Genomic DNA, 18,357 nt, shown 5'->3' on the forward strand with positions numbered 1-18,357 from the left:
CGGCCTCGCGGACGGGCACGGCGTGCTGTGGTCGTGCGCTCGTGCTCATGCTGTGGCGTGCACTCAGTCGGAGGGTGAAATTCCGCTGATGAGCGCGAAGAACACCCGCTGGTCCTGTTGATGGCCGGTGACATGCAGCGTATGCGAGCCGTCTCCGGCGGCACCGGCCGGCCGGGCCTCGATCATGACCGGAGCGCCGTACTCCGCGTAGCGGTCGTAGACCACGCTCAGCGAGGTCGGGTAGAACCCGCCGCCCGTGGTCGCCGCGGTGGCGGCGATGGCGGCCTGGTGGGTCGCCTCCAGCAGCACCATGCCCGGCAGGTGGTCGCCGGTCCGGGCGAACAGCGTCGGATTGCTCAGGTCCGCCCGCAGCAGCCAGCAGCGCGGGTGGTCGGTGGGCGCCAGGACCACGTTGACCGGGTCGGTCCGCCCCACGGAGGCCGGCGCCACCGGGTCGAGCAGCTCCCGCGCGGGCACGGTCCCCAGCCGTGCGCCGCGCAGCCGCCGGTAGGCCGCCGGGGAGGTGCAGGTGAGGCTGCCGAAGCCGGTCGCCAGGAGCCGGCCGCCCCGGGTGATGGCCATGTGACAGGTCATCCGGGTGAGCTGGACGCCACGGCGGCGGATGGCGGAGCAGGTGACGTCCACCAGGAGCGGGAGGTCGTCCTGCCCGGTATGTGCGACATCGGGTTCGATCGTGTAGTTGAGGTCCCACATCAGGAAGTGGTGGTCCAGCGGGACGTTGTACTCGGCGTGCGCGATCAGCCGGCCGGCCTGGCGGATGGTCTCCGCGATCAGTGACGGCGCGTGCCGGCCGTGGAGCGGCGTGTGGAACGGATGGAATTCGGGCCATTGCAGAGTGAGCGTGAAGCGGTCGTCATCCGTCTGCGTCCAGTCCGAAAGGAGTATGTCGGACCTGATCGTGCGGTGGACGAGCTCACCGGCCTTCTGCCGTGGTAAATCGCGGGCCCCCTGGTCATGCGGACGCTGGATCGTGCCGTCCATGGCTGTACCGAACGACATGGTTCCCCCCTCTGGATGCACATGACGTTTTCGGACCTTCACGGTCCGAACGAGAGGGAAGATACGTGCTGCCTGGTATAATTTACAATGACTATTGTGTAGGACAAGCTCTCGCCCCCACCGACTCACAGCCGTGAATCGGAGCAAACCAGCACAGGAGCATGCGTGACTCAGCAGGAGCGGTCTGCGAGGACCCGGCGGCTCATCGTCGAGGCCGCTGGTGCAGTCTTTGCCGAAAAGGGGTTCAACGGGGCCACCATCGCCGACGTCTATCAGCGGGTGGGGCTGACCAAGGGCGCCTTCTACTACTACTTCACGGGCAAGGAGGATCTGGCCCGGGCGGTGCTCGACAGCCAGACGGGCGGCGTTCTCGTCTTCCCGCTGGTGCCGCGCACGACCCGGTTGCAGGAGCTGGTCGACGGCGGCATGGTGTTCGCGCACCAGATCCGCAGCGACACCACGGTGCAGGGCAGCCTGCGGCTCTCGCTGGAGCGGGGCGCGCACGAGCTGGACCGGCGCCGTCCCTACGAGGACTGGATCGCCCACAACCGGATGGCGCTCTCCCGCGCCAAGGACGCCGGTGAGCTGCACAGTCATGTGGATCCGGAGACGGTCGCGCAGCTCTTCGTCGGCGCCTTCTCCGGCATCCAGGTGCTGTCGGAGGTGATCAGCGGCTGGTCCGATCTGGAGGAGCGCATCTCGGTCATGCTCCAGCACATCCTGCCGACCATCGCGCTGCCGGGCCCGCTGGCCCAGCTCGACATGAGCCCCACGCGGGGGCAGCGGGTCCTGGTCGAACTCCAGCAGATCCAGCAGGAAGCGGACGAGGCGGCGGAACTCGCCGCACAGATCGCCTAGCCGTCCCCCACCTCCCTCCACCCTCGACCCCCACCCTCAACCCCCCACCCCACGCCGGCCACCTGGCCCGATGATCCCCACGCGGTCACCGGGCCAGGTGGCCGACGTGCGTCCGCCGCCCGGGCATCAGAACTTCCGATGACAGTTGCATACCTTCTTGCACGTTTGTTTCCATCGGTTCTGTCTTCGCGGGAGGCCCCGCGCCCAGAAACGAATCGGCTCATGACCGACCACGGAGAAGTCACATGATCAAGCTCGATGACATTCGCCGGCACGCGGCCAACGGAGCGACGCGGGACGCGCTGGTCGACGGACAGGTGCGGCTGACGTGGAGCCAGTTCGCGGACAGCGTGGAACGGGCCGTCGCCGGCCTGGCCGAGCAGCTGCCGGTCCAGGGACCGGCCCGCGCGGTGTTCCTCGCCGGCAACACCTGGCAGCTCGCCGTCGCCATGAGCGCCTGCGCGACCCTCGGGGTGTCCTGCACCGGCGTCGACCGCGCCCTCGGCCCGCAGGCCCTCGGCCAGGTCCTCGACCAGCTCGAGCCCTTCGCCGTCTTCACCGCCTCCGACCGCCGGGCGGCCCTGGAGGAGGCCCGGCCCACGGCTGCCGGGACCACCCTGCGCGTCCTGCTCGACGGACCGGCCACCGCCCCGTACGTCGCCTTCGACCGCCTGACCTCCGCCGAGCCGCTGCGCGAGCTGCCGGCCCCGCTGCCGTACGAGTCCTTCACGGTCGCCGCCGACGGCACCGGCGGGGTGCGCATCGCCGTGCGCCGGACCCCGTCCGAGGGCCGCCACCTGGTGGACCTCGTCGACGAGTTCGGCCTGGCCCGCACCGACGTGCACCTGGCCTCCGCCCCGCCCGCCCAGCACGTCTCCCTCGCGCTGACCCGCACCATGCTGGGCATCGGGGCCACGGTCGTGCTCGCGGACGGCGCCGACGCCCCGGCCCTGACCGCGCTGCTGGCCGCCGAGCGCGTCACCACCGGCGTGGTCACGCCCACCACCCTGCAGGCGCTGCTCGAGCAGCCCGCCGCGGCCGGCCCGCTGCGCTTCCTGCTCGCCCCCGGCGCGCACCTGGGCCGCTGGGCCGTCGACGAGGCCTGGGAGCGCCTGGGCCCCGTCCTGCACACCGCGCTCGGCAGCCCCGAGACCGGCCTGACCGCCGTCCTCGGCCCCGAGGAACTGCTCGTCTCGCCGCCGCGCTCGGGCCACGCCACCCTGGGCACCACCGTCGCCGTCCTCGGCGAGGACGGCCGCCCGCTGCCGCGGGGCGAGGCCGGCCGCATCGCGGTCGCCGGCCACCAGGTGATGGACGGTTACCTGCACGGCGAGGCCGAGTTCACCACCCTCGACCTGGGTGCGGGGGAGCAGCGCTTCCTGGTCACCGGCGAGCGCGGGCTCATCGACGAGACCGGCCGGACGCGGCTCACCGGACGCACCACCCCGGTGCCCGTGGAGGTGCGCGACTCGGCGGTGGACACCGAGCTGTTCCGCCTGGAGTCGGACCTGCTCAACCTGCCCTGCCTGCGCGACACCGCCGTCATGCGGGTCGGCGGCGGGGTGCTGGGGGACGCTCTGGTCGTGCCGTTCATCGCGGTCGCCGTCGGTCGCGAGGCCACCGGCTACGAGGCGCTCAGCGCCGCGTGCGCCCGCCGGGTGCCCTCGTTGCCCGCCCACGTCATCGCCGTGGACACCATCCCGTACAGCCCGACGGGCCGCATCCGCACCGCGGACCTGCTCGACGCGGTGCTCCCCATCATCAGCCTGAACCTGCAGCTCGAGCAGTCGATGCACCAGGAGATGTCCGCATGAACCTGCCCACCCTCGACGACGACCGGATCGACGGCGACATGCCCGCCGAGGAGTTCGAACCGGCCTTCTTCGCGCTCGAACTCGAGCTGTTGAGCCTGCCCTGCGTCAAGGACATCGCCCTGCTGCGCACCCGGCTCCCCGAGGTCGGCGAGACGCTCGTGGTCGCCTTCGTGCCGCTCGCCGCCGACCAGGAGATAGGCGGCCGGCGCGCGGCGCTGGCCGCCTGTGAGCGGCGGCTGCCGTGGGTGCTCTCGCACGCCGTGGCGGTCGACGCCATCCCGCGCACCGCCGACGGGCACCCGCGCACCGGCCTGCTGATCGACCGTCTGCTCCCGCAGATCGCCCGTGACCTGCTGTCCCCGATGGAGATGTCCGACTGACGTCCGACCCTTCGCACCAGCGTGTGGCCGTGCCCCCTCGGGGGGCACGGCCACAAGCGGTTTTCGGCCCTGTCGGCGCGACATTTATACGTGCACCGTGGTATGTTTCTATCTCCGGGGCCGACCTGGCCCCGCAGAAGGGAGCCTTCGCCGTGCAGTTCCAGCAGCTGCGCACGTTTCGCGAGGTGGCCGCGGAGATGAGCTTCACCCGCGCCGCGCGGAACCTCCACTACTCGCAGCCCAGCGTCACCGCGCACATCAAGAACCTCGAAGAGTTCATCGGAGCCCCGCTGTTCCATCGCACCGGTGGCCGGATCGCGCTCACCGAGGCGGGGGCGCGGCTGCTGCCCCACGCCGAGCAGATCATCCTGATCGCCGAGGCGGCCTGCCGGGAGGCGGCGGCCGCCCGACCGGCCCGGCCGGCCGCCTGAAGAGAATTCGAAAAAACCGCCCGACGGTGAATCGCGACGTGGTCGTGCCCACCGTCGGGCCGATGTTTTTCGGGACCCCCGGAATTCATCAATCCACCAGTAAATCGACTTCCCGGAAGTGTGTTCCTGCGACAGTCAACTGCGCTGATGACAGGGGCGGTTGGCGTAGATGCGCAATTCTCCGTGCGCGCACCAGCAAAGCCGTAGCCAAGGCCCCGCATAGTCTCGGATTCATCGAACTGTGCGCCCTAACCGGTTCGCCTGCTTTAACCCCCGGAGAGGATCATCAAATGGGTCAGGTCCCGATAACGGATCAGTCGGCCGCGGAGGCCCCGAACGACCTTATGACGGGTGACACGTACCTGGAGAGCCTGCGCGACGGCCGCCAGGTCTACCTGGACGGCGAACTCGTCAAGGACGTGACCACGCACCCGGCCTTCGCCAATGCCGCGAAGTCGACCGCGCACCTCTACGACGCGCTCCACCACCCGGACACCAAGGACCTGATGACGACGGTCGACCGGTACACGGGTGCCCGCGTCCACCGCTTCTTCACGCCCGCGCACTCGCCCGAGGAGCTCCTCAAGGCCCGCGACGCCATCGAGCACTGGGCGCGGCTGAGCTACGGCTTCATGAACCGCACGCCCGACTACAAGGCGTCGTTCATGGCCGGCCTCGCGGTCACCCACGACTTCTACGAGCCGTTCGGCGACAACGCCCGCGCCTGGTACGAGAAGTACGCGCGCCAGGGCCTGTCCATCAGCCACGCGATCGTCAACCCGCCGGTCGACCGCAACAAGCCGGCCCACGCCATCCGCGACGTCTACCTCAAGGTGGTCGAGGAGCGCGGTGACGGCATCGTCGTCGAGGGCGCCAAGCTCATGGCGACCGCCTCGGCCCTGACCAACGTCGCCTTCGTCGGCCAGATCCACCTGGCCAACCTGGAGGCCGGCAAGGCCGACGACATGGCGCTGGCCTTCCTCGCCCCGCTGAACACCCCGGGCATGAAGGTCGTCTGCCGCCCGTCCTACGAGCGCAAGGCCACCAGCCCGTTCGACAACCCGCTCTCCAGCCGGTTCGACGAGAACGACGCGGTCCTGGTCTTCGACAAGGCGTTCATCCCGTGGGAGAACGTCCTGATCTACCGGGACACCGAGAAGATCCACCAGTACTTCCCGCGCTCGGGCCTGCTCAGCCGCGGCTTCTTCCAGGGCGCCATCCGCATGGCCGTCAAGCTGGAGTTCATGGCGGGCATCCTCGACCGCGGCACGCGCCTGAACGGCACGGACCAGTTCCGCGGCGTCCAGGCCGGCCTCGGCGAGCTGCTGGCCTGGCGCCACATGACCTGGGCCACCACCACCGCCATGGCGATGGACCCCGAGTCGGGCCCGGCCGGCACCGTCCTGCCGCGCATGGACTACTCGGCCGGCTACCGGGCGCTGGCGCCCATCAGCTGGGAGCGCACCCACCGCTTCTTCGAGGAGCACCTGGCGGGTGCCCTGCTGATGACCCCCTCCAGCAACAAGGACCTGCAGAACCCGGAGCTGCGTCCGCTGCTGGACCGCTACTACCGCGGTTCCGGCGCCTCGGCCGAGGAGCGCGCCAAGCTCTTCAAGCTGGCCTGGGACGCGCTGGGCACCGAGTTCGGCGCCCGCCACGAGCTCTACGAGCTCAACTACGCCGGCGGCCCGGACCAGGTGCGCCTGGACACCCTGAACTGGTCCCGCGGCGCCGGGCTGCTCGACAGCTACGGCGACCTCGTCCAGCAGGCCATGGACGACTACGACCTCGACGGGTGGCGCCGCGGCCGCTGGGCCGACGAGAGCTGACCCGAGTTCCGCGTCCGGACGGGTGCCCGCGGCCAACCGGGCCCCGCGCACCCGTCCGCGCCCAGCAGAGAGGCTGGTCATGAAGAACGACCTGCGTGACGTGATGCGTACCTTCGCCACCGGGGTCTGCGTCGTCAGCACCTACACCGAGCAGGGCGGCGAGCGGCGTCACAACGCCATCACCGTCAACTCGCTCACCTCCGTCTCCCTGGACCCGCCCCTGGTGTCCCTGAGCTTCCGTCAGGACTCGGAGTTCTTCGCCGAGCTGATGAAGTCCCGCGTGGTCGGCATCTCCATCCTCGGCGCCGAGGGCGAGGGCACCGCCCGCGCCTTCGCCCGCCGCCGGCCCGAGCGCGACCAGAGCCTGGACGAGCTGCCCAGCGAGCCGGGCGAGGCCACCGGGACGCTGCTGTTCGAGGCCGCCGCCTGGATGGAGTGCCGCTACCGCGACCACATCGTGGCCGGCGACCACGTGATGGTGATCGGCGAAGTCGTCGGGCTGGGAGCCCGTGAGTCCCAGACCCCCCTGATCTTCCTCCAGGGCGGGTTCCACAGATTCGAACTGGAACAGGTGTGACGTGCGAGCCAAGAAGTTCCTGACCTGGCGCGGCATCCTGGCCGCGGCCCTGGCCATCGCGGGCATCACGGTCCTGCTCTGGCCGAACATCCCGGCCGAGGCCACGACCGTGGACCGGGCCGCCGCCTCGTCGGGCCCGGTGGCGATCTGCCTGGTCACCGCCAACGCCCCCGACCGCGAGCGCCCGGTCAAGGTCGCCCCCTGGGCGGCCCAGATCCTGCTGAAGCAGACCCGCTCGTACGAGGGCCCCTGCGCCTCCTACGGCGCGCCCAGCGCGCTGGGCGACGGCGCCGTCCGTACGTACGCCCAGATCGCCGACGGCAAGCCGCAGACGGTCGGCATCACCTTCCCCAAGACCACGTTCAGCAACCTGCCCACCGCCATGACCGACGGCAACCACTGCTTCGACATGGACGGCAACGGCACGGTCGACCCGCACACCGAGTGCGTCGGCGGCCACGAGCGCCCGCTGGAGCTCCCGGCCCAGCTGACCTCGCTGCCGAACATGCCCCTGAAGTGGGCGCTGGTGAACTTCAACCCGATGGGCCACGGCCCGCACGGGATCTACGACACCCCGCACTTCGACTTCCACTTCTACACGCAGTCGAAGGCCGAACGCGACGCGATCCGTACCGGCCCGTGCGGCCTGGCGATCAACTGCGAGGACTTCGCCACGGCCACCAAGCCGCTCGCGCCCCAGCACATGCCGAAGGACTACAAGGACAACGGCGTGGCCGAGGCGGCCATGGGCAACCACCTGGTCGACATGACCTCGCCGGAGTGGGGCACCGACAAGTTCACCCAGACCTTCATCTACGGCTCCTACGACGCCAAGATCAGCTTCCTCGAGCCGATGATCACCAAGGCCTGGATGGAAGGCATCGCGGCCGGCACCAACCCCAACCGCTGCTGGCCCATCAAGCAGCCGCAGCAGTGGCAGGTCGCCGGCTGGTACCCGCAGGAGTACTGCATCAAGTACCGGCCCAACCGCGGCGACTACACCGTCTCGATGCAGAACTTCACGAACAGCGCCGGCTGAACCGACTTGATTGGTGACTGACACATGTCCCGAGGATTCTCGATCGGCGTCGTCGGAGGAGGCGCGGCTGCAGTCTGCCTGATCGACGCGTTGTCCCGGACACACAGCGAACCAGGCAGCCTCACGGTCTTCGAGCCTTCGCCGCACCTGTGGCGCGGCCGCGCCTACCAGGTCGACACCGAGACGCTCAAGGTCAACGCCACCCCGGACGACATGTCCGTCCGGGCCGGCGACCTCCAGCACTTCGAGCGGTGGCTGGAGACCCGGGACAAGGTCATCGGTGTCCCGGTCGGCATCGACCGCTGGTCCGGCAGCCGGTTCGCCCCGCGCACCGTCTACGGCGAGTACCTGGAGCAGACCGCGTACGCCGCCCTGGGCGAGCTGCGCCGGCAGGGCTGGCGGGTGGACCTCGTGGGCGAAGGGGTCACCTCCGCCAGCCGCGCCGCCAACCGGGTGCTGCTGCGCACCGGCAACGGCCGGGCCCGCGCCTTCGACTACGCGGTCCTGTGCGTCGGCGGCGACAGCCCCAAGGACGTCTACGGCCTGACCGGCACCCCCGGCTTCGTCGCCGACCCGTACCCCATCGTCAGCAAGCTCGCCGACGTCGGCGAGCAGGACCACGTCGCGGTCATCGGCAGCGGCCTGACGGCCATCGACATCATCCTGTCGCTGGCCGCCCAGGGCCACCAGGGCCGCATCACGCTCCTGTCCCGGCGCGGGGTGCTGCCCGGCGTACGCCAGAAGCACGTCCCCTTCGAACTGCGCCACTTCACCCCGCACCGGATGGAGGCCCTCGCGGTCGGCCGGACCGAGGTGACGCTGGAGGACATCGCCGCCATCATGCGGGCCGAGTTCCGCGACGCCGGCGCCGACCTCGACGCGGTCGTCTCGGAGATCATCCGGGTCGACCTGGAGGACCCGGTGGAGCGGCTGCGCCGGCAGATCGAGGAGGTCGACTCGCCGCACATGGGCCTGCGGATCCTGCAGCGCGCCGTGCCCGAGACCGGCCCCGACGTCTGGCCGATGCTGCGCGAACAGGACAAGGTCCAGCTGCTGCGCGCGCACTACCGCACGATCATGAGCCTGTGCTGCCCGATGCCGCCGGGCAGCGCGGGCGTCCTGCTCGAACTCGTCGAGGCCGGCCGGCTCGACATCGCCGCCGGCCTGCAGAACATCACGCCCCACCCCGAGGCCGGTTTCGACATCGTCACCGCCGAGGGCACCGACTTCACGGCCGACCGGGTCGTCAGCGCCGTCAACGCGTCCGAAGGACGCATCCCCACCAGCGCCGCCCCCCTGGTCACGTCCCTGATGCGCAGCCGCGTCGCCAGCCGCCACCCCCACGGCGGTCTGCACATCGCCCGCCCCACCAGCCAGCTGACGACGAACGGACGGCCCGACCCGCGCCTGTACGGGCTCGGCAACATCGCCGCCGGCTCGCTCTTCTTCACCTTCGGCATCCCGTCCCTGGTCGACCGCAGCCAGGACATCGTCAGCACGATCCTCCAGCACGCCGAGACCGTCCGGGCCGCGAACACCGAGGACGTCCTGCTCACCGTCTAGCCGCCCCGCCCAGATTGAGGACTGCCCGCGCATGACCATCACCGAGACCGAGACCGCCACCGCTCCCGACACCACGGCCGGGGCCGACCGCCCCGCGTACCTCGCCGACACGCACACCGGTCTGCCCATTCCCGGCGAGCCGGTGTTCGCCACCCACGAGGAGACCCGCAGGCACCGCAAGCAGCGCCTGGCCGCGGCCCTGCGCCTGTTCGGCAAGTACGGCTTCGGAGAGGGCATATCCGGCCACATCTCCGTCCGCGACCCCGAGTACCCCGACCGGTTCTGGGTCAACCCGTTCGGCGTCTCCTTCAACCTCGTCAAGGTCGCCGACCTGATCTGCGTCAACGCGCAGGGCGAGGTCGTCGAGGGCAGGCACCGCGTCAACCCGAGCGCCTTCGTCATCCACTCGGCCATCCACGAGCTGAGCCCGGGAGCCACCGCGGCCGCCCACGGCCACACCGCCCACTCCCGCGCGCTCGGCTCGCTCGGCCGGCTGCTGGAGCCCATCGACCAGGAGTCCGCCGCCTTCTACGGACGCCAGGTCCTCTACGGCGAGTACGAGGGCCCCTCGGTCTCCGCCGAACTGGGCCGCGACATCGCCGAGAAGCTCGGCGACAACCGCGCCATCCTGCTCCAGCACCACGGCCTGATCACCGTCGGCGGCTCCCTCGACGAGGCCGTGCACTGGTTCTTCACCTACGACAGCTGCGCCCAGGTGCAGCTGCTCGCGCAGGCGGCCGGCACGCCCAAGACGTTCACGCACGAGCAGGCCGTCGCCGCGGGGGACGGCTTCGGCAACGAGCAGCTGGGCTGGTTCAGCTTCCAGCTGCTCTGGGACGAGATCACGCGCGAACAGCCCGACCTCCTCGACGAGGAGTAGTCCGGCCCCGTACCACCCACCCCCGAGTTCCACCGAGATGAAGAAGGAAACCATGAAGATCCTGCTCTTCGGCGCCAGCGGCAACATCGGCAGCGCCATCGCGGACGAGCTGCTCTCCCGCGGCCACCAGGTCACCGGCGTGACCCGCTCCGGCCGTATCGAGGGCTCCGCCGACCGCGAGGGCCTCACCGTCGTCGCGGGCGACGCCACCGACGCCGACACCGTGGCCGAGCTCTCCGGCCAGGGCTACGACCTGATCGCCTCCGCCGTCGGCCCCCGGGTCGGCACCGAGGACGACCGCAAGATCATCGTCGGCGCGGCCAAGGCGCTCATCGAGGGCCTCGGCCGCAGCGGCGCCCGCCGCCTGGTCGTCCTCGGCGGCGCCGGCAGCCTGGAGACCGCCCCCGGCGTGCGCGTCATCGACAGCCCGCACTTCCCGGAGATGTGGCGCAACAACGCCCTCGCGCAGATCGAGGCCCTCGGCCTCTACCGCGCCACCGAGAACCTGGACTGGACGTTCATCTCCCCGGCCAAGCTCATCGAGCCCGGCGAGCGCACCGGCACCTACCGCAAGGGCGGCGAGCAGCTCGTCGTCGACGCCGAGGGCACCAGCCGCATCAGCTACGCGGACTACGCCGTCGCCTTCGCCGACGAGCTGGAACAGGGCAACGCCATCAAGTCCCGCATCAACGTCGCCTACTGACCGCGATCCCCCCGGAGGGACTCGACCCCATGTCTTCACCCGAGACCACACGGAGCGGAGGCGGGCGCGCCCGCCTCGTCATCATCCTCGGCGCCCTCACGGCCCTGGGCCCCCTGGCCAACGACGCCTACCTGCCCGGCATGCCGCAGATCGCCGAGGACCTCACCGCGAGCGCGTCGGCGACCCAGCTGACCCTGACCGCCTGCCTGCTCGGCCTCGGCATCGGCCAGATGATCGCCGGACCGCTCAGCGACGCCCTCGGCCGGCGCCGCCCGCTCATCGCCGGCCTGGTGCTGTTCGCCGTCACCGCCGCCCTGTGCGCGGTCGCGCCGAACATCTGGACGCTCGTCATCCTGCGCGCCCTCCAGGGCCTGGGCGGCGCCACCGGCATCGTCATCGCGTCCGCGGTCGTGCGCGACCGGCACTCCGGTGCCGCCGCCGCCCGCTTCTTCGCGATGCTGATGCTCATCACCGGACTCGCGCCCGTTCTCGCCCCGGTCCTGGGCGGCCAGCTGCTCCTGGTCACCTCGTGGAGCGGCATCTTCGTCGCCCTCGCGGTGGTCGGCGCGCTCATGCTGCTCGGCGTCGCCGTCGGCCTGCCCGAGACGCACCCCGCCGAGAAGCGCATCAGCGGCGGCCTGAAGGCCACCGGGCCGGTGTTCCGCCGGCTGCTGACCGACCGCGTCTTCGTCGGCTACCTGCTCGCCTGCGGCCTGGGCTTCGCCGCGATGTTCGCGTACATCTCCGGCTCCACCTTCGTGCTGCAGTCGCTGCACGGGATGTCGCCGCAGATGTTCAGCCTGGTCTTCGCGGTCAACGCGCTCGGCCTGGTGATCGCCGCGCAGGTCAGCGGCCGCATCGTGCACCGGACCGGACCGCGCACCCTGCTGGCCACCGGCCTGGTGATCTCCGCCGTCGGCGGCCTCGGCCTGCTGGCCGTCACGCTCACCGACGCCGGCCTGGCGCCGCTGCTGGTGGCCCTGTTCCTGGTGGTCTCCAGCGTCGGCCTGATCATGCCCAACTCGTTCGCCCTGGCCCTGCAGGACCACGGTGACGTCGCGGGTTCGGCGGCCGCGCTGCTGGGCCTGGCCCAGCACCTCATCGGCGCCGCCGTGGTGCCGCTGGTCGGCCTCGCCGGCGAGGACACCGCCGTACCGATGGGCATCGTCATCGCCGTCCTCGGCGTCGGCGGCCTGCTCTCGTACGCGGTGCTGACCCGCTCGCACCAGGCGGCCGCACCGGACGCCCAGGACGCCCCGGCCCCGGCCGCCGCCCCGGAGGCCGCGGCACCGGTCCGCGGCTGACAGCACACCACCGCCGCCGGCCCGGGTGCGTACGCGTATCCCGTACGCACCCGGGCCGGCCACCCGGACGACAGGCACCCCGCACCCCTGCCCCTTTTCCGACCGAAACCGATTGAGGCACAGCCACCATGACACTCGCCCAGCACGTCACGGCAGCCGACTCCTGGCGGTTCCGGCCCGCGGCCCAGCAGCCTGCCTGGCCCGACCCGCACCGGCTGCGCGCCGCCGTGGACGACCTGTCCTCCTACCCGCCCCTGGTCTTCGCCGGAGAGTGCGACCGGCTGCGCGACCGGCTCGCCGCCGTCGCCCGCGGCGAGGCGTTCGTCCTCCAGGGCGGCGACTGCGCCGAGACCTTCGACGCCGTCACCGCCGGCCAGGTCCGCGACAAGGTCCGCACCCTGCTGCAGATGGCCGCCGTCCTCACGTACGCGAGCTCCGTGCCCGTGGTGAAGATCGGCCGGATCGCCGGCCAGTACTCCAAGCCCCGCTCCAAGCCCACCGAGACCCGCGCCGGCGTCGAACTGCCCGTCTACCGCGGCGACGCGGTCAACGGCCTCGCCTTCACCCCCGAGGCCCGCACCCCGGACCCCGAGCGGCTCAAGCGGATGTACCACGCCTCCGCCACCACCCTGAACCTCATCCGGGCCTTCACCACCGGCGGTTACGCCGACCTGCGCCAGGTCCACGAGTGGAACCGCGACTTCGTCGCCGGCTCTCCCGTCGGCGAGCGCTACGAGCGCCTGGCCCGCGACATCGACGACGCGCTGACCTTCCTGGAGGCCTGCGGCGCCGACCCGTCCGCCTTCCACTCCTCCGAGATCTTCGCCAGCCACGAGGCGCTGCTGCTCGACTACGAGGCCGCCCTGACCCGCAACGACGCGCGCACCGGACAGCCGTACGACGTCTCCGCGCACATGATCTGGATCGGTGAGCGCACCCGCCAGCTGGACGGCGCCCACGTCGAGTTCGCCTCCCAGGTGCGCAACCCCATCGGCGTCAAGCTCGGCCCGACCACCACCGCCGACGACGCGCTCGCCCTCATCGACAAGATCGACCCGCAGCGCGAGCCCGGCCGGCTCACCTTCATCACCCGCATGGGCGCCGGTGCCATCCGCGACATCCTGCCGGAGCTGGTGGCCAAGGTCACCGCCGAGGGCGCGCAGCCCGCGTGGATCTGCGACCCGATGCACGGCAACACCTTCGAGGCCCCCAGCGGCCACAAGACGCGCAGCTTCGACGACGTGCTCGACGAGGTCCGCGGCTTCTTCGAGGTCCACCACGCGCTGGGCACCCACCCCGGCGGCATCCACATCGAACTGACGGGCGACGACGTCACCGAGTGCGTCGGCGGCGGCGCCCCCGTCACCCTGACCGACCTGGAACAGCGCTACGAGTCGGCCTGCGACCCGCGGCTGAACCGCAAGCAGTCCCTCGACCTCGCCTTCCAGGTCGCCGAGCTCTACCGGGAACGCGAGCGCACGCTCGCGCCGGCCCGCGCCACGGCCGGCCGCGCGCCCGCCGCCGCCGTCCCCGCGGCGGCCTGACGCCCGGCCCCCGGGCCGCCGCCGCGGCCGGGGGGCCGCCCCCGGTCCCGGCCCGGGCCGCCCGCCCACCGACCGACGTACGCCAAGGAGAAGACCATGACGGTGCGCGCCCTGCGCGGTGCCATCCAGCTGGAGCGCGACGAGCGGCTCCACCTGCTCGACGGGGTCCGGACGCTGTTCCAGGAGATGCTGGACGCCAACGGGCTCGGCCACGACGACCTGGTCAGCGTGATCTTCACGGCCACGCCGGACCTGGTCAGCGAGTTCCCGGCGCTCGCCGCCCGCGAACTGGGCGTGGCCGACGTCCCCCTGATGTGCGCCCAGGAACTGGACATCGCCGGCTCCCTGCCGCGCGTCGTACGGATCCTCGCGCACGCCGAGACCGACCGGCCCAAGCCCGAGATCAAGCACGTCTACCTGGGGGGTGCGGCCGCCCTGCGCCGCGACCTCGCCCCGGGCGGGACCGCGACATGATCCGCTCCGCCGCGGTCGTCGGAACGGGCCTGATCGGCACGTCCGTCGCGCTGGCCCTCGGCCGGCGCGGCGTCGCCGTCCACCTGCTCGACGAGAACGAGTCCGCGGCCCGCACCGCCGCCGCGCTCGGCGCCGGCGTCGTCGGCGCCCCCGACCACCCCGTGGACCTGGCGGTCCTGGCGGTGCCGCCCGCCCACGTCGGTGCGGTCCTCGCCGCCCAGCAGGCCCGCGGGCTTGCCCGCGCGTACACCGACGTCGCCAGCGTCAAGACCGAACCGGAGCTGTCCGTCGCCGCCACCGGCGCCGACGCCAGCACCTTCATCGGCGGCCACCCGATGGCCGGGCGCGAGCGCTCCGGCCCGCTGGCCGCCTGCGCCACCCTCTTCGAGGGCCGCTCCTGGGTGCTCACGCCGACCGCCGCCACCACCCGCGAGACCCTCAACATGGCACTGATGCTGGTGGCGCTGTGCGGGGCGGTCCCGGTGGTGATGGACAGCGGCACCCACGACCGGGCCGTCGCCCGGGTCTCGCACACCCCGCACGTGGTCTCCTCGCTGCTGGCCGCGCGCCTCCAGGACGTCCCCGAGGACGCCTCCCGGCTGGCCGGGCAGGGGCTGCGCGACATGACCCGGATCGCCGGGGGAGACCCCCGGCTGTGGAGCGACATCCTGGAGTCCAACGCCACCGCCGTCGCCGACGTCCTCACCGAACTCGCCGAGGACCTCGAGGTCACGGTCGCCGCGCTGCGCGGCCTGGCCACCGGTGACGCCGACGAACGCGCCCTGGGCACCACGCTCCTGGCCGACCTCCTCGACCGCGGGGTCACCGGCCGCGACCGGATCCCCGGCAAGCACGGCCACCCGGCGCCGGCCTGCACGCCGGTCCGGGTCCTGATCGGGGACCAGCCCGGGGAGCTGGCCCGCCTGCTGGCGAGCGCCGCCGATCTGGGCGTCAACATCGAGGACATGGCCATCGACCACTCGCCGGGCGAGGAGAGCGGCCTGGTCGAGCTGATGGTCTCGCGCGCCAGTGCCCACTCCATGGCCGGCCGGCTGCGCGAGGCGGGCTGGCGGGTCCAGCGCCTCCACGACCCGGCCGGCCCCGCGGCCCCCTCCGAACCCCCGGCCCCGGTCCCGGTCTGAGACCGGTCCGTCCCCGGTCCGTCGCCGGGCGGGGCGGGACGGGGCCGGCAGATGCGGCCGCCGGGGCCCGGGCCGGTCCGGGCCGGTCCGGGCCCCGGCGGCCGCATCACCGTGACCGGCCCCCGGACGGCTCCCGCCGGCCCGGGGCGCCGGTCCGTCACCGGTCCCGTCCGGCACGGGCCGGGGACGGGGAGGGGACGGGGAGGGGCTGGGCCGGCGGTTGCGGCCGCCGGGGCGTGGGTCGGTCCGGGCCGGCCCGCGTCCCGGCGGCCACATCCGCCGGACCCGGAATCCCCGCCTCCGGAAGGCCCCGCCCGGGGGACCCCGCACGGCCCACCCACCGCACGCAGGACACGGAACGGACAGGACAGAGGCCCCCCTTGACCACTTTGCGACGGCTCACCGCCCGTGCACCGCACGGCCCCGCGAGGACCGCCCGCGGCCACCGCACCCACCCGGCGGTCCGGTGAACACCGCGACGGCGACCCTCGACGCCCCCGCCCCCGCCTCCGCACCCACGGCCCCGGCCCGGATCCCGGTCGGCGGGCAGCGCCCGTACGACGTGTTCCTCGGCACCGGGCTGCTGGGCGGCGCCGGACGGCTGCTCGGCCCCGGTCCGCTGCGGGTGGCCGTCGTGTACGGCCGCGCCGTACGGACGGCAGCGCGCCGCGTGGCGGCCGGGCTCGTCGACGAAGGCCGGATCGTGGTGTCCCTGGAGGTCCCCGACGGTGAGCCCGCCAAGGACCCGGCGGTCCTGCTGAACCTGTGGCGGGCCTTCGCCGACGCCGAACTGACCGGCGGCGACGCGGTCGTGGCGGTCGGCGGCGGGGCGACGACCGACCTCGCCGGGTTCGCCGCAGCCGGCTGGCAGGGCGGCGTACGGCTGGTGCTCGTGCCGACGACCCTGCTGGGCATGGCGGTCGCGGCCGACGCCCGGCCGGCCGCCGTCAACCTGCCCCCGGGCAAGAACCTCCTCGGTGCCCACCACCCGCCGGCCGGCGTCCTGTGCGACCTGGACCTGCTGGACACCCTGCCGCCCGCCGGCCACGCCGCCGGGCTCGCCGCGATCCTCAGGACCGCCTTCGTCGCCGACCCGCCGCTGCTGGACGAGGCCGCCTCCCGCACCGACACCCGCCTCCTCCTCGACCGGGCCCTGCGGGCCGCCGCCCGCCTCACGGCGGGTCCGGCGGACCGGCGCGCGCACCTCGACTACGGGCTCACCTTCGGCCACGCGCTGGAGCGGGCCACGGGCCACCGGGTCCCGCACGGGCACGCCCTCGCCGTCGGGATGGTCTACGCCGCCGAACTCGCCCGCCTCGCGGGGCGGCTGACCGGCGCCGAGGCCGACCGCCACCGCGAGCTGCTCGCCGCCGCCGGCCTGCCCACCGCCTGCGACGCCGGCTGGCTGCCCCTGCGCACCGCCATGAACCTCGACGCCCACACCCGCGGTACCCGGCCGCGTCTGGTCGTCCTCGACGCCATCGGCCGCCCCGCCCTGCTGACCGGCCCGCCCGAGGACCTGCTCACGGCCGCCTGGCGAAAGGTCCACCGATGACCCACCCCACCCCTCTCCCGCCGCGGGTGCGCCCATGAGCGCACTCGCCACCGCCCCTACCGCCGACGACGCCGTCGGCGAGCTCTGCCGCGCCGTCTTCGCCGGGCTGCCCCGGCGGGACCAGCGGGCCACCGCCGAGAGTTACGTGCGGGCGCTGCTCGCCGTGCCCGGGCGCAAGAGCCTGCGGCACATCGCGCGCTGTGCCGGCCACGGTGACGACGGGCAGCGGCTCCAGCACCTGATCAGCTCCGCGCCCTGGGACTGGCGGCCCGTGCGCGCCGCGCTCGCCGAGTCCGTGGCCGAGCTGGCCCGGCCCGTCGCCTCCGCCGTCCGGCCCGCCACCGTCGTGCGGCGCGGCCGCCAGTGCGTCGGCGTCGACCACTACGTCGACTACCGCAGCGGCCGCTCCGTCCGCGCCCAGCGCTGCGTCGGCCGCTGGCTCGTCACCGACCGCGGTGACATCCCCGTCGACTGGCGGCTCGTCCTCTCACCGGCCTGGCTCGACGACCCCGTCCACCGCACCCGCTCCGCCGTCCCCGAACGCGTTGCGCCCGCCGACACCGCCCGCACCGCCCTGGACTGCGTCCTCGACGGCGAGCCGGACGGCCTCGCCCACCCCGTCGTCCTCGACGCCCGGCAGGCCGACGTCCCCACCGTCGTCGCCGAGTTCGGCGCGCGCGGGATCCCGTACCTGCTGCGCGTCGGCGGGTCCGAGCCGCTCTCCGTCGCCGGGGACACCGCCCCCGTCCCGGCCCGCCGCCTCGGCGCGCTGTCCGCCGCCGGGCTGCCGCCCCGCCGGCCCGGCACCGCCGCGCTGACGCTGGCCGGCCGGGACGGCGGCCGCCGTGACATCGTCCGGGTGGCCTGCCGGCCCGCCGACGGCCCGCCGGCCGGCCGTCCGCACGTCCTGCTCGCCGAGCGGGTCGACCGCGCCGACCGCGCCGACCCGAGCGAACGGTCCGAACGGTCCGACCGCATCGGCCCGGCGCCCTCCGCCACCGCCTTCTGGCTCACCGACCTCACCGACCACACCACCTTCGACCTGCTGAGCCTGCTGCGTGCGGCCCGGCGCGGCGGCCCGCAGCCCGACACCGGGCTGTACGCGTACACCGGCCGCTCCTTCCCCGCCTGGCACCGCCACATCACCCTCGCCTCCGTCGCCCACGCGGCCGCCGTCCTGCTGCCCGTCCGTTCCACCTGGCAGCCCCGGCCGCTCGCCGCCGCCTCCTGACACCGAACCGAAC

17 protein-coding genes are annotated in these 18,357 nt (G+C 72.9%); 16 read left to right on the forward strand and 1 reads right to left on the reverse strand.

Annotated features, from left to right (window positions below; genetic code table 11):
- Window positions 1–63: 63 nt before the first annotated feature.
- Window positions 64–1,020: a ScbA/BarX family gamma-butyrolactone biosynthesis protein gene (locus tag ACZ6KO_RS31725; RefSeq protein ID WP_469307435.1), complete on the reverse strand. Its 957-nt coding sequence runs from the start codon at window positions 1,018–1,020 to the stop codon at window positions 64–66.
- Between the two features lie 165 nt (window positions 1,021–1,185).
- Between ACZ6KO_RS31725 and ACZ6KO_RS31730 the strand changes: the two genes are divergently transcribed.
- From ACZ6KO_RS31730 to ACZ6KO_RS31805, 16 genes are all read left to right on the forward strand, one after another.
- A complete protein-coding gene (locus ACZ6KO_RS31730; RefSeq protein ID WP_469307436.1) occupies window positions 1,186–1,878 on the forward strand; it encodes a ScbR family autoregulator-binding transcription factor in 693 nt (230 codons plus the stop codon).
- Between the two features lie 245 nt (window positions 1,879–2,123).
- Entirely contained in the window at window positions 2,124–3,692 is a 1,569-nt protein-coding gene (locus tag ACZ6KO_RS31735) for an AMP-binding protein (protein ID WP_469307437.1), read from the forward strand.
- Window positions 3,689–4,072 (forward strand): hypothetical protein, encoded by a 384-nt coding sequence (locus ACZ6KO_RS31740; RefSeq protein ID WP_469307438.1) that lies wholly within the window; start codon window positions 3,689–3,691, stop codon window positions 4,070–4,072. The genes ACZ6KO_RS31735 and ACZ6KO_RS31740 overlap by 4 nt, the downstream gene beginning before the upstream one ends.
- A gap of 152 nt (window positions 4,073–4,224) precedes the next feature.
- Entirely contained in the window at window positions 4,225–4,503 is a 279-nt protein-coding gene (locus tag ACZ6KO_RS31745) for a LysR family transcriptional regulator (RefSeq protein ID WP_401456871.1), read from the forward strand.
- 290 nt (window positions 4,504–4,793) lie between these two features.
- Complete coding sequence (locus ACZ6KO_RS31750) at window positions 4,794–6,332, forward strand: 4-hydroxyphenylacetate 3-hydroxylase family protein (protein ID WP_469307439.1); 1,539 nt, start codon at window positions 4,794–4,796, stop codon at window positions 6,330–6,332.
- 79 nt (window positions 6,333–6,411) lie between these two features.
- Window positions 6,412–6,909: a flavin reductase family protein gene (locus tag ACZ6KO_RS31755; RefSeq protein ID WP_469307440.1), complete on the forward strand. Its 498-nt coding sequence runs from the start codon at window positions 6,412–6,414 to the stop codon at window positions 6,907–6,909.
- A gap of 1 nt (window position 6,910) precedes the next feature.
- A complete protein-coding gene (locus ACZ6KO_RS31760) occupies window positions 6,911–7,948 on the forward strand; it encodes a hypothetical protein (protein WP_469307441.1) in 1,038 nt (345 codons plus the stop codon).
- A 24-nt stretch (window positions 7,949–7,972) separates the two neighbouring features.
- Entirely contained in the window at window positions 7,973–9,511 is a 1,539-nt protein-coding gene (locus ACZ6KO_RS31765) for an FAD/NAD(P)-binding protein (protein WP_469307442.1), read from the forward strand.
- 31 nt (window positions 9,512–9,542) lie between these two features.
- The gene (locus ACZ6KO_RS31770) at window positions 9,543–10,391 is read left to right on the forward strand and encodes a class II aldolase/adducin family protein (protein ID WP_469307443.1); all 849 of its coding nucleotides are present in this window, start codon (window positions 9,543–9,545) and stop codon (window positions 10,389–10,391) included.
- 52 nt (window positions 10,392–10,443) lie between these two features.
- Window positions 10,444–11,094 carry an NAD(P)-dependent oxidoreductase gene (locus tag ACZ6KO_RS31775; RefSeq protein WP_469307444.1) on the forward strand — a complete coding sequence of 217 codons (651 nt, stop codon included), beginning with the start codon at window positions 10,444–10,446 and terminating at the stop codon, window positions 11,092–11,094.
- Between the two features lie 29 nt (window positions 11,095–11,123).
- Entirely contained in the window at window positions 11,124–12,398 is a 1,275-nt protein-coding gene (locus tag ACZ6KO_RS31780) for a multidrug effflux MFS transporter (protein WP_469307445.1), read from the forward strand.
- Window positions 12,399–12,526: 128 nt separating this feature from the next.
- Window positions 12,527–13,942, forward strand: a complete 1,416-nt coding sequence (locus ACZ6KO_RS31785) for a class II 3-deoxy-7-phosphoheptulonate synthase (protein ID WP_469307446.1) — start codon at window positions 12,527–12,529, stop codon at window positions 13,940–13,942.
- A gap of 96 nt (window positions 13,943–14,038) precedes the next feature.
- Window positions 14,039–14,416, forward strand: a complete 378-nt coding sequence (gene aroH / locus ACZ6KO_RS31790) for a chorismate mutase (protein ID WP_469307447.1) — start codon at window positions 14,039–14,041, stop codon at window positions 14,414–14,416.
- Window positions 14,416–15,558 carry a prephenate dehydrogenase gene (locus ACZ6KO_RS31795; protein WP_469307480.1) on the forward strand — a complete coding sequence of 381 codons (1,143 nt, stop codon included), beginning with the start codon at window positions 14,416–14,418 and terminating at the stop codon, window positions 15,556–15,558. Before aroH ends, ACZ6KO_RS31795 begins: the two co-directional genes overlap by 1 nt.
- 466 nt (window positions 15,559–16,024) lie before the next feature.
- Window positions 16,025–17,113, forward strand: a complete 1,089-nt coding sequence (locus ACZ6KO_RS31800; protein ID WP_469307448.1) for a 3-dehydroquinate synthase family protein — start codon at window positions 16,025–16,027, stop codon at window positions 17,111–17,113.
- A 34-nt stretch (window positions 17,114–17,147) separates the two neighbouring features.
- Entirely contained in the window at window positions 17,148–18,344 is a 1,197-nt protein-coding gene (locus ACZ6KO_RS31805) for an IS701 family transposase (protein WP_469307449.1), read from the forward strand.
- Window positions 18,345–18,357: the final 13 nt, after the last annotated feature.

The organism is Streptomyces sp. NPDC042102, assembly GCF_055582305.1.